Annotated in this window: 10 protein-coding genes; 4 read left to right on the plus strand and 6 right to left on the minus strand. The window is 39.7% G+C overall.

Going from position 1 to position 13,242, the window contains the following annotated elements:
• Positions 1–81: 81 nt before the first annotated feature.
• Positions 82–2,088, minus strand: coding sequence for a sensor domain-containing diguanylate cyclase (locus PBAT_RS10795; protein WP_068649365.1), 2,007 nt, complete (start codon positions 2,086–2,088; stop codon positions 82–84).
• Between the two features lie 471 nt (positions 2,089–2,559).
• Between PBAT_RS10795 and rpsD the strand changes: the two genes are divergently transcribed.
• Together rpsD and PBAT_RS10805 are read left to right on the plus strand one after the other, a co-directional pair.
• A complete protein-coding gene (rpsD, locus tag PBAT_RS10800; protein ID WP_068649368.1) occupies positions 2,560–3,159 on the plus strand; it encodes a 30S ribosomal protein S4 in 600 nt (199 codons plus the stop codon).
• Between the two features lie 298 nt (positions 3,160–3,457).
• Entirely contained in the window at positions 3,458–6,556 is a 3,099-nt protein-coding gene (locus PBAT_RS10805; protein ID WP_068649370.1) for a transglycosylase domain-containing protein, read from the plus strand.
• Between the two features lie 239 nt (positions 6,557–6,795).
• Here PBAT_RS10805 and acsA read toward each other — a convergent pair whose 3' ends face one another.
• A complete protein-coding gene (acsA, locus tag PBAT_RS10810; protein ID WP_068649372.1) occupies positions 6,796–8,523 on the minus strand; it encodes an acetate--CoA ligase in 1,728 nt (575 codons plus the stop codon).
• A 248-nt stretch (positions 8,524–8,771) separates the two neighbouring features.
• Between acsA and PBAT_RS10815 the strand changes: the two genes are divergently transcribed.
• Positions 8,772–9,404: a GNAT family N-acetyltransferase gene (locus PBAT_RS10815; protein ID WP_068649374.1), complete on the plus strand. Its 633-nt coding sequence runs from the start codon at positions 8,772–8,774 to the stop codon at positions 9,402–9,404.
• Positions 9,405–9,514: 110 nt separating this feature from the next.
• On the opposite strand, the gene PBAT_RS10820 is transcribed toward PBAT_RS10815, so the two are convergent.
• The 4 genes from PBAT_RS10820 to PBAT_RS10835 form a co-directional block, all read right to left on the minus strand.
• Positions 9,515–10,222, minus strand: a complete 708-nt coding sequence (locus PBAT_RS10820; protein WP_420848754.1) for a 5'-methylthioadenosine/adenosylhomocysteine nucleosidase — start codon at positions 10,220–10,222, stop codon at positions 9,515–9,517.
• A 222-nt stretch (positions 10,223–10,444) separates the two neighbouring features.
• Positions 10,445–11,458 (minus strand): catabolite control protein A, encoded by a 1,014-nt coding sequence (ccpA, locus tag PBAT_RS10825; RefSeq protein ID WP_068589558.1) that lies wholly within the window; start codon positions 11,456–11,458, stop codon positions 10,445–10,447.
• Positions 11,459–11,557: 99 nt separating this feature from the next.
• Entirely contained in the window at positions 11,558–11,899 is a 342-nt protein-coding gene (ytxJ, locus tag PBAT_RS10830) for a bacillithiol system redox-active protein YtxJ (RefSeq protein ID WP_068649376.1), read from the minus strand.
• Positions 11,900–11,989: 90 nt separating this feature from the next.
• A complete protein-coding gene (locus PBAT_RS10835; RefSeq protein ID WP_068649378.1) occupies positions 11,990–12,448 on the minus strand; it encodes a hypothetical protein in 459 nt (152 codons plus the stop codon).
• A gap of 253 nt (positions 12,449–12,701) precedes the next feature.
• Here PBAT_RS10835 and PBAT_RS10840 point away from each other — a divergent pair, with 253 nt between their 5' ends.
• Positions 12,702–13,226 (plus strand): type 1 glutamine amidotransferase domain-containing protein, encoded by a 525-nt coding sequence (locus tag PBAT_RS10840; RefSeq protein WP_068649380.1) that lies wholly within the window; start codon positions 12,702–12,704, stop codon positions 13,224–13,226.
• The last annotated feature ends 16 nt before the right edge of the window (positions 13,227–13,242 follow it).

The raw sequence follows: 13,242 nt of genomic DNA on the forward strand, positions 1-13,242 counted from the left end.
CCACTTCACTTTCACTTTATCGTTCCCTATCTCATCTGGAATATAAAAAAGATTCTATTAAATCACAAAAAAAAGCACCTTTTATAATCCAGGTGCTTTCGTTATACTTTTATCTTCAATTTGAATTTGATTACGTCCATTGTTCTTAGCTCGATAAAGTGCCATATCTGCCAAGTAAAATAATGAATCAACACTTACTTGATCATCCAACCAGTTCCATTCAGATATACCACAGGACACGGTTACAGAAGGAGATGTTTCTTCTTCCACACGTCTTCGAATTCGTTCTCCAACAACAATCGCTTGCTTCACCCCAAATTGAGGTAAGTAGATAGCAAGTTCCTCTCCACCCCAACGAGCAGCTAGATCACTTTGCCGAATTGACGTTCTGATAATTTCACTGACCTGCTTCAGGATTCTATCTCCTTGCTGATGCCCGTGCATATCATTCACTTGTTTGAATTGGTCGATATCCACCACGATCAACGATCCACAGAAATCATGTGTCTGCCTCTCATGTATCACTTCATCAAGATAACGTCTAACATAAAGATCTGTTAATACATCTCGGTTCGCCATTCGTTTAACCTCGGCGTGTAGCAAGGCATTACTCACTGAAAGTGCAATATGACTAGATAATGTTTGAAGTAATCTGTAATTATCATATGTGAAATAATGTGATTTCCGGTGTGACAATAGTATGGCTCCCATTACTTCTCCTTTTACAGTTAGCGGAGCTGCAATAAGTGATTCCGATCCGGAGTATTCCATAAATTTAGAGGGAATCCTCATGTTCACGGTGTAACCTGATAAAATAACCGGTTCTCCTTTTCCATATACCAAACCACCAAAGCCATAATCCTTCTCAAATACTTCTTTTTCCAAAGCAGGTAGGTTACTAGATACGACCTCTAATCCATCCAGCTTCTTATTAAACTGAAGAATACAACAAAAGTCTGCTTTAAATATATTCAAAAGTTCTTCATTTGAAAATTGATAAATTTCAGATAAACGAAGACTTTGATTCACACGTTGTGTTAGCTCATTGATCAATCGCAACTCTTGTATAAGCAAGTTCGACTGCTCATATAACTTAGATTTCTCAAAGGCGTTACCCGCAGTATCGACTAATGTCGTCACTAATTGTAAATCAACTTCATTCAAGAAATCTTTGTCTGCAAGCAAGTAAAACACGCCATAAACTCCCTGTGTACCTCCAAATGGAAATCCTATTTCTAGCTTGTCCTCACCATTCTCCTGTTTCGTTTCCTGAATCGTCAATTTCCCATCCATAAAGGTACGTACTCTGACATCATCTTTCCACGTTTGTAGAATGAGTGGTTTGACATGTGGATTGTCACTCTGATGATCTTGTGACATGAACAATTGTAGTGATGCGGTAGGGTACAGAAAAGCTATACTATCCAACACTTCCGTTAATATCATATCGACATCAATTTGATCATGCATGCGTTCTACAATTTGAAACAAGATAGCTGTACGAGCTGCCTCATCGTTAGCCTTTTTTTGTTCACTCATCATATCTTCCACAAATATATATTCAAATCTTTTGTAGAAACAATTCTGAAAGAGAATCGACATAGAAGAAGCAATTTCCACGCCTCCGCTTTCAACTTTTTGCCTTGGAAGAACACACACCATAATAGCGTAGAGTTCCTGACATCCCCTTGTGAACAAAGGAAACAAACAAATCGTATGCTTTTCATTATAAGAACTCAGTTCCGAATTCCAATCTGCGATAACTTTTATTTTATCTTTTAAGCATTCGTCCAAAAGCTGTGGAGCTTCATTCTTCAGATAATCCGAAATTGTAACATCCCCTGTAACCCAAGAACCATCAAATCCGAGAATTGTCCACATTGAATATTCCATCGTAGGCAGTGAAGATGATAAATGCTGCCAATCCAAGAAACTTTTTGCCAAAAGATGATAGATATAAGGAAAATCATATGTCGTAATGTCCAAATTGCTCATCCAGAAATTGACTGATTCTAAGGAGTCTTTCTCCGGTTTACTACTCTTAAGAAACTTCTCATGCTTCGAAACGTTACTTTGAAATTCTGACATAAAAATATTGCTCCTTTACACTGTTTTGAAAAGGTCATCTGTATGTCACTTTTATGATCCGCGAATAACAAGCAACCCAACAATAAAATACGTCTAAAGACATAAGTTAAAAGAACTAGTATCAATAACCATATTCTACTCTTTTCACGCTATATTTGCACCTACATTTCATGTTTTCCTCTAATTTCTTAGGTCCTAAGCCCTATCGACAAAATAAGACCTTTTTCGAAACGCATAAGACTTGACTTTCACCCACATTATCATATAGAATCAATTGTTGAACAAGCGATTTTTTGTTCGAGAGAATTTGGGCGTAACGTTGTGTCACCCTCACGTACTTTGTTACTGATTAGACAGCGGCTGAACTCTCTATCAGTTGTGTTTTGGGCCCATGAGCCGCAGCACATTAAACAAAATACGGCACAAATAGAACCCTACTGAAATTTCAATTATAAAGGAGTCTACTATACAATGGCACGTTACACTGGTCCTAAATTTAAACTAAGTCGCCGTCTAGGCATCTCACTAAGTGGTACAGGTAAAGATTTGAAACGCCCTTTCCCTCCGGGACAACATGGCGCTAACCAACGCAGAAAAATCAGCAACTACGGTATGCAGTTGCTTGAGAAGCAAAAATTGCGTCACATGTACGGTTTGGGTGAGAAACAGTTTAAAACACTTTTCAATAAAGCTCAAAAAATGCAAGGTATCGCTGGTGAGAACTTCATGTTCCAACTAGAAAGCCGTTTGGACAACTTGGTTTACCGTCTAGGTTTTGCGAATTCCCGTGCAGGAGCTCGTCAATTGGTATCTCACGGTCATATCACAGTTAACGGTAAGAAAGTTAATATTGCTTCTTACATGTTGAATACTGGTGATGTTATCGGTCTTCGTGAAAGAAGTCGTAGTCTTTCTTCTATCAAGGAAGCTCTTGAGAACCGTAGCCACCTTCAAGCGTACTTGGAATTCAATGATACTGCTTTAGAAGGTAAATTCATTCGTTTCCCTGAACGTTCTGAATTGTCACAAGATATCGATGAGAAGCAAATCGTCGAATTCTACAACCGTTAAGATCTAGTTCAGACAAGCCTGGAACTCATGTTCCAGGCTTTTTTTCTGCGAGAAATAACTGCCATTTCACTTCTTGTCGCTAATACTCCGTATTTCCCCCTATTTCATAAACACATCTAATATTTCGCATAATATTACAACAGTCCCCTTTCACATCATGATATAATATAGAGATGTGTACACTACACACTCTCAAATAAGTCGTACTTTAGCGCTATTATAGGCCTCGTGGGATAAAGCGATTCAAATGTCGCTTTTTATGCTATAATAGTTCCGTTAAAAGGAGGCACTAATACGAATGGTTGATACAAATAAAAAGGCATCCAAAAAAGAGCTCCGTTCGAAAAAATCGATTGGACGTATATTAGGAACTACACTGCTTTGGATAACTGTCTTCATCTTCATGGGAGCACTGTTTGTCACTGGCGCAGGGTTCGGCTATGTTTCTTCTATCGTTCATGATGAACCCATACGAACAAGAGCTGAGATCTTGCAGAAGATGAGTCAGAATTCTATTACCGGATTCGCCTATTTCAATGATGGTCAAGCGATTGGTCAACTACGTACAGATGAGGATCGAAGGCCCGTGGAGTACGACAAAATTCCTGCAATTGTCAAAGAAGCGGTTATCGCTATTGAAGATAACAATTTCTTTACGCACATGGGGGTAGATGTGAGCGGTACACTACGTGCTGTTAAGCAAAGAGTGCTCAACGAATCTGTACAAACAGGTGGAAGTACGCTTACACAGCAGCTTGCCAGACGAGTATTCCTAAATCTTGATAGGACCGATAACCGTAAAATCAAAGAAATACTTCTCTCTTTAAGGCTCGAGCGTATTATGACCAAAGATCAAATATTTGCAGCATATCTAAATAAGGTACCTTTCGGTAACGGCGCAAATGGTTACAATGTCTATGGTATCAAAGCTGCTGCCAAGGGAATATTTAATATTGGCGACTTAAACAAAATAAATATTGCTCAAGCAGCCTATTTAGCAGGCCTGCCGCAACTCCCATCCAAATACTCCGCTTTTAATGGGAAAGGTGAATTCAATCCAACAGCATTCAAACGTGCAATGGATCGACAAAATTTAGTATTACGCCGTATGCTTGAAGAGAATAAAATTACGAACGGTCAATATAATGAAGCTCTTGCGTTCGACATCAAGTCATCTCTAGCACCTCAGACCGCAAAAGCCTATTCCACCTTTCCTTATCTTATGATGGAAACAGAACGAAAAGCGGCAGAAATCCTGATGAAGTTAAATGCACCTTCTTCCGAGGAAATTGATCAAGCTGCGAAAGCGAATGACGAGCTTTTAGAAGAAGCTAGGCTCCAATTGACGACCGGTGGCTATCGAATTTATACTACTATAAATAAGAGTGTGTACAATTCGATGCGTGCGATTGCCGAGAACGACGAAAACTTCAGTCCTGATAGCAAGACTAAAGGGATGGAGCAAACAGCAGCTATAATGTTAGATAACAAAACCGGCGCCATTCTAGGAATGATTGAAGGACGTGACTTCTACGAGGAGCAAATGAACTATGCTACACAAATGATACGCCAACCAGGATCGGCAATGAAACCGATCGCAGCTTATCTACCAGCACTTGATTCAGGAGCTATTCAACCTGCTAGTATCGTGGATGACGCACCCATTATTTTAAAAGATTATGAAAAAGGGTTCCATATTCCTAAGAACTCATCGGGTGGGTACGAAGGTCTCATCACCGCTCGTTATGCACTCAATAAGTCCAAGAATACAATTGCATTGAAATTATTTAATAATGTCATAACTATTGATAAAGCATGGGAATTTACTAAGAAACTTGGAATTACAACACTTGAAAAAGAGGATTATGGTGCAACGACTGGCGTGCTCGGTGGCTTAGCACATGGCGTGTCTGTTGAAGAACTGACGAATGCTTATAGTTCAATTGCTAACCAGGGAACATTTCTTGATGCTTATATGATTGAGAAAATTACGGATTCCAATGGTGTGATCGTCTATCAGCACACACCAGAACCTATCAAAGCTTTCTCTGAACAAACCGCTTATCTCATGACAGACATGTTGCGGACTGTTATTACTGAAGGTACCGCAAGTACTGTTAAGAAGAATTATAAACATTGGAAAGAGGTTCCCATTGTAGGTAAGACAGGTTCGACGCAGAACTATGCTGACGTATGGTTTGTAGGTTATTCTCCAGATATTACTCTTGGAGTCTGGGATGGCTACAAAGTGTCTAAAAACGTGTTAGAAGGCGACCAGCGAAAGAATGCACAAAATATATGGACACTCATCATGAATGAGATGATAACGAAGAAACCAGAGCTATTTGTCACCAACACGTTCGAAAGACCTACAGGAATTACAACAAAAACAGTGTCAGCATACAGTGGTAAACTTCCAACTTCACTAACCAATAAGTTTGTGACGGACTTGTTTAACGCTAAATATGTTCCTAAAGAAAGTGACGATGGGATCGCTAAGGCTAAATATATTACGTACAATGGCGTGAATTATATTCCTCAGGATACTACGCCTGAAGATATGTTAAAAGAAACAGTTGTCATTAAACGCGAACATCCTATTCAAGACTTAATTAAAGAACTTCAAGCCGCATTTACCATTATGAAAAAGCATGAATCCTTAGAATATTATTTACCTAAAGACGCAACAAGTGATATGCCAACACTAATCGATCCAAGAGTAGATGATGGTAACATACCTACATCACCAAGAGATGTTATCTTCTCCCTTGATAATGGATCGGCCAAGATTAACTTTAGTCGTAGTGGTTCACAGGATGTCGTGGGTTATCGTCTTTACCGGTCATTAAATGGTAGTAACTTTGTATATCAAGGAGCTCCTATACTTAGTGATGACCCTAAGGTATTCACAAGTAAAGTCTCCACAAGTGGTATTTATGACTTTTACGTTACAGCAGTTGATGTAGCTGGTAAAGAATCGCCACCGAGTGCGATTGTTGGAACCGGTGGTTACCAACCACCTACTGAACCCGATGGCACCATTACGATCCCTGGAGAAGTGATTCCTCCAGGTGAGACGGATCAAGGTACTCCAATTGATCCACCGGTTGATGAGACTACCCAATCGGCGCCTACAGCCCCTGGGCAGCCCGCTATGTCAGCTACAGAGAATGGTATTCAGTTGAACTGGGCTACTAACAGTAATGATATCGTAGACCAATATAATATCTATTACAGTATGGATCAGAATGGCTATTATGAACAGTTAGGTTCAAGCCAATCAACTTCATATTTATTCAATACCAATGTCCCTATCTCGGGTTGGTTCCGTGTAACAGCTAACAATAATATCGGAGAATCCGCACCCTCTTCATCGACCTATTTCGAGAGAAAATAAACTGCTGATCACTCTATCAGGCAGCACAATTGGACTGTCCCTAGAATAGATTAGTTTTCCGATGAGACACTTATTTCTTCAATGACAATCACTGATCACAACAAATAGCAGGTAAAGGGATTACCCTTTACCTGCTATTTTCATCCAACATAAAAGGGGTATCCCAACCATTTTATCAATGGACTTTTGGGACACCCCTTTTTATTTTTTATTACTTAATCATATAGATGATTGCTAATCTAATCCTCAATCGTAGATAGATCCCCTGTTGGAAGATTAAGCTCCCATGCCTTCAGCACGCGACGCATAATTTTACCAGAACGGGTCTTAGGCAACTTCTCCTTGAATTCAATTTCTCTTGGAGCAGCATGTGCAGATAATCCCTCTTTAACAAAACGATAGATATCTTCTTTCAATTCAGGTGATTCAACATATCCTTCCCGAAGTGAAATGAATGCCTTAATAATTTCTCCTCGTATCGCATCTGGTTTACCAATAACGCCAGCTTCAGCTACAGCAGGATGTTCCAGAAGTTTACTTTCCACTTCAAATGGTCCTATGCGCTCCCCTGAAGAGTTAATCACGTCATCAATTCTTCCTTGGAACCAGAAATAACCTTCATCATCCATATAAGCGGAGTCGCCTGAGATGTACCAGCCCGACACTCGGAAATATTCTTCATATTTATCAGGATTATTCCATATGCGATTCATCATGGATGGCCATGGTGCTTTAATCGCTAAATTACCCATAGTATATGGTGGTACTGTATTTCCTTTGTCATCTTTGATCGTAGCTTCTATCCCAGGAAGAGGCCGCCCCATGGAACCCGGTTTAATTGCCATCCCTGGATAATTACATATCATCTGAGCTCCAGTTTCAGTCATCCACCATGTATCATGAATCCGTTGCCCATAAGTCTTATATCCCCAGCGCACAACTTCAGGATTCAAAGGCTCTCCAACAGAGAGTACATGTCGAAGACTGCTTAGATCATATTGCGATATAACCTCATCTCCTGCACCCATCAGCATTCTAAAGGCAGTTGGAGCACTATACCACACCGTTACTTTATATTTTGCAATGGTTGAGTACCAATCTTGCGGACTGAATCTTCCACCACGAATGACATTCGTCACCCCATGAAGCCATGGAGCAAAAATACCATAACAAGTACCCGTTATCCAACCCGGATCTGCCGTACACCAATAAACATCATCCTCACGTAAATCAAGTACTACTTTGCCTGAAAAGTAATGTTGAATCATAGCATTCTGAACATGATACACACCTTTTGGTTTACCCGTAGAACCTGAAGTATAATGTATGATGAGTCCATCATCACGATCCAACCATTCGAGCTCTAACTCTTCCGACGCTAATTCCATTTCATTATGATAACTAATCAAAGAGTCATCCTGATCCTCTAATTCTCCTACAACAATGATATGCTTTAAATCTGGTGACTCCGATTTGGAAATTCTACTTAATAGCTGCGGAGTGGTAATCAAAGCTACCGCGCTACTATCCACCAAGCGATCCTTAACCGCTGTCTCCATGAAAGCTTCAAATAAAGGACCTACCACCGCGCCTATCTTAAGAATCCCAAGTAAACAAATATATAACTCTGGACTACGAGCCATAAATATGAAAACACGATCCCCTTTGCCAACGCCTTGTTTACGAAGAATATTCCCGAACTGATTTGACTTATCTCTTAATTGTTTAAAAGTATATGACTCTTCTCGCTTAGCGTCACTGTATATAAGCGCAACTTTATCTCCTCGTCCTGCCTCAACATGTTGATCAATAGCTTCGTATGCCATATTACACTTACCTGTTTCATACCATGTAAAGTGACGTTCAACATCTTCCCAATTAAAGTCTTTGTAAGTTTGCTCATAATCATCCATATTGGTTAAACTGTTAACACTAGGTAGTAACTCATTATTATGATTGATTTCCATCCGCCTATATCCCTCCGATAGTTAGCTCTTAAGCTATACTTAAAAAAACGCTTACAATAATCGCTATTTATTGTCGTAAAGGATCGCATATCTAGTAAACTTCTGTCATAATAACAATTATATTAGCAATATTATTTGTGACTAAATTATGTCAAAATGATTATAGCATAGGTTTTAAATCCCTGTCATCACTTTTCATTTAATTATTTATTTGTTATAAGTAGATATATTAGGAAGGAGACACTGCTATGGATCACATTAAACACTACCAAATTCAATCTATCCCCTTTCTTGAGCGTAGCCTCATCATTGAAGGTCCTGTTCCTGCCGAGACTCTATCACAATTCACCCTACACCCTGATCTTGATGCCTTTCGTCGTCCCAAAGAACAACACGAGGCTTTAATTGAAATTGCCGGCCTACCAGAAGGACGGATTATCATCACCCGTGATGAACATACTATTGTTGGATATGTCACATTTCATTATGCAGATGAGCAGGAACGTTGGTCGCAAGAACATATGACTGATTTAATAGAGCTTGGTGCCATTGAAGTAGCTGACGAGTACCGTTCAATAGGTCTTGGTCAAAGAATGATTAAAACCGCCTTTGAGGATAATCAAATGGAACAATATATCGTATTTACTACAGAATATTATTGGCATTGGGACCTCAAGGGCAGCGGTCTTAGTGTGTGGGATTATCGTAAGATGATGGAACGACTGATGAAGATCGTTGACATGGAATGGTATGCTACAGACGATCCAGAAATATGCTCTCATCCAGCCAACTGTCTCATGGTACGAATGGGAAGGGATGTTCCTCTATCTTCAAAAGAACAATTCGATCATATCCGATTTCAACAACGGTTTATGTATTGATCGCCTTGATGTTTTCTGAATAATAAAAAGCCCTCATTCTTCCAACTAGTTCAGCGTTTACTGGCGCTAAATCATAGTCAGAAGAGTAAGGGCTTTTATGAAAAATACTTTTAAATGTGACTAATCATATACTCTAGAATAGCATGTGATCGTTGCGATGATTCAATGGTAAACTCAGCAAAATTGACATGTGCCGATCCATCCGCCTTATCAGACATCGAACGAATAATGACAAACGGAACACCGTTCATGTAGCACACTTGTGCAACCGAAGCACCTTCCATCTCCACACAAGCGCCATCCAGTTCTTCACGTAGCGAAGCAACCATCTCTCTACTTGCAATAAATTGATCTCCAGATAGCACTTTCCCCAGCTTGTAGTTACCATTTCCGACTTCACGACAAGCCAGTTCAGCTAGATCTACTAATTGTTTATTCGCGGGAAATGCGGATATCTCTTGATAGGGAATGACACCACGAGGGTAACCAAGTGCAGACACATCCATATCATGCTGAATACATTCAGTAGAGATGACAATATCACCAATATTCAAATCAGGATGAACAGCTCCCGCTACACCGGTAAACAATACTTTAGAAACTCCGAAATGATCAATTAGGATCTGTGTCGTGACAGCTGCATTTACTTTACCGACACCAGACTTACATACAACGACGGATCTACCTTGAAAAGTCCCTGTAACATAACGTATACCCGTTTTAGTTATTTCCTCACTTTGGTCCATTCCAGCTAGTAACAACTCTATTTCTTCATCCATCGCACCAATCAACCCTATAGTTAATTCATTTGTGATCAATTCTATGAACCTCCCTTTTATGATTATCTTATTTACTCCTACTGTGCTAGAACATTCTTAAATCAAGAAGAAACGGCTACCCCGTCCCTTAAGGGCGAAGTATCCGTCTCTTCGAAAATATAAGAAGTAGCGCGTATCAAGTCAACCACATACTTTTATATATTTTTAAAAAAAGCCCCATATCGGAGCTTTCAATCAAACCAATGATATGATGTTACAATCTTAGTCCTCATTAACATGACTAACGGAGAGTCGGAGAATTGTTTCATGTGGTAGAATAACCCGTGGGTTATCAACATTCTCTTTCTTCATTAGTTTTGTCAAAAGACGCATGGCCACAGCACCCAAATCATACATGGGTTGAGCGACTGTTGTCAGTTGCGGTCGTACCATCGATGCCATATGAATGTTATCTACACTGATAATAGAGAAATCATCTGGCACTTTAAGTCCTTCATCTTGGATACTATGTATCGCCCCAATGGCCATCTCATCTGTTGCAGCAAAGATTGCAGTCGGTTTCTTTCTAAGACCAAGAAAGTACTTCATAGCCTCTACACCAGATTCATAACGGTAATTACCGATGCGAACCCAATCTTCCCGATAATCGATTCCTGCCTTTTCTAACGCACGCTTGTAACCCTGGAAACGGGAAAATCCATTTGCTGGATCCTGTAGTGTTCCACTAATCATCCCAATTTCACGGTGCCCATGTCGAATCAACGTGTTCACAGCATCAAACGCAGCAGCTTCATGGTCAATATCAACTGAAGGATAGTTACCGTTCACATCACTAGTCGCACAGAGTACAACGGGTACTGCAGATGTCTGGAAAGCCTGAATATGTTCTTCTGTTACAGTTCCGCCCATGAACAACAATCCATCGACCTGCTTCTCCAACAATGTATTAATAACACGTATTTCTTTTTCTTTCTTCTTGTCCGCATTACATAGAATGATATTGTAATGGTACATGTTAGCAATATCCTCTATACCTCGAGCAATTTCAGCGAAAATTGAATTAGAAATATCAGGAATTACAACGCCAACCGTTGTAGTCTTCTTACTGGCGAGGCCTCTCGCCACAGCATTAGGACGATATCCTAAACGTTCAATTGCCTCATATACTTTCTTCCGGGTCTGTGGCTTAACGTTGGGGTTGTTATTGACAACCCTAGATACCGTAGCCATAGATACGCCTGCCTCACGTGCCACATCGTAAATGGTTACTGTCAATTTCTTTCGCTCCATTATAAATAAATTTTCATTCGTTCAACCTAATATTATTAATATTACGACAATTTAATGCTTTACGCAATGATGGCGCTTCATCGACTATAATAACTCATCTTTTAGAATACGAGATGTAATATAAGAATGGGATGTATTCCATATCGAATTACGATCACTCACTAGAATAACTTGGGGTGATGCATGTTCGATACCGATCAGTTCAGCAGCTTCAAGTGAAACAGGCCGATCTTCGACGACATAAATCATTCGATAATCTATGGACTCATTAGGCTCATCCTCCAAATAGGATGTTACCTGCTGAAAAGCAGCTGCACTAATAGGACAACGAGTGCTATGTTTGAATAGAAATAGAGGTCTATCATGTGAAGCTTCCAATGCAGCCTTTAACTGTTCAATAGTAGTCAGTCTTGTCATTGTAGCCATTCGATATACATCCTCCTCTAACGTGGTATTCTTTCACTATCGTAACAAAAACAGACGAAAAAAGCCAATATTCTACATGAAATACACTTATTATTCATGGGAATGAACCTTGTCTCGATCAAGTTCTACTAAAAGACTCGAAAGTTGACTTAATCGTTGACGAAGATCCTCTATCCAGATACGATCTTGTATACTCTCCGCATGTTGGAACAAATCAAGTAATAGATTGATCCGATCATTTATAGCAGCTTTCATTGCATTCTCCATATCTACTGAAGAGGAATCACACGTCTCTTGCATGAACACATCGTAGATAATTTGTGATATCTCATTCACTTCTGTGAAAGATCTCTTACTCTTACTCTTACTTGACTCTTTTCCAAGATCTCTCACATAATTCGTCAATACAGATTTAACAGGTGGAAAAAGATGATACGCAGAACACGCTTCACATGCACGCATGGGTACATGAAGAATTTGTACTTTACCTGCTAGAATTGTACGCAACTCTAGTCTCATCCAAGAACCGCAATGACATTGTCTATCCATTATTAACACCTCATATATTTCTATATATATCTTGAGAAAATAATAAATAAGTTGCTATTCATGTATTCGACCATAGATTGATTAAATCCTGCATATAAAGGCAGAACACCCTTGATGCAAATAATTCCAAATGCATGGATGGTTCACTATGATTGAGGGTAACCTTTTTGTTAGAATAGATAAGGGTCCGCCTTAAGTTCATTCTATCTAAGGGTGGAATATTTGAAATACTAAAAAAATGGAGTGATTATACATGAGACTTTCCGGTAAAAAAGTAATTGCTCTGGTTAGCGAGGACTTTGAGGATTTGGAATTATGGTATCCAATCTATCGATTACGCGAAGAAGGAGCCGAAGTACATCTTGTAGCTGAGGAAAAAGAAACGACCTATATCGGCAAATATGGGGTCCCTGCGAAAAGTGACTACTCCTTTGAAGAAGTAAATAGCCAGCACTATGATGGTATTCTTGTTCCAGGAGGCTGGTCTCCTGATAAATTACGCCGTTACACCAAAGTTTTAGAACTTATTCGTGAAATGAATGCAGACCGTAAACCCATAGGACAAATCTGTCATGCGGGTTGGGTTCTCATATCGGCCCGCATACTCAATGGCGTAACTGTAACATCAACGCCAGGTATAAGGGACGATATGGAGAATGCGGGTGCGATTTGGAAAGATGAAGCCGTTGTCGTTGACGGGCATATAATATCTGCTCGTAGACCTCCTGATCTTCCGCCGTATGGCAAAGCATTTTGTGATGCTTTAGCAGGTGAATAGGATTCATTGTATTGAG

It is taken from the genome of Paenibacillus antarcticus (assembly GCF_001637225.1).
Classification (GTDB): domain Bacteria; phylum Bacillota; class Bacilli; order Paenibacillales; family Paenibacillaceae; genus Paenibacillus_AQ; species Paenibacillus_AQ antarcticus.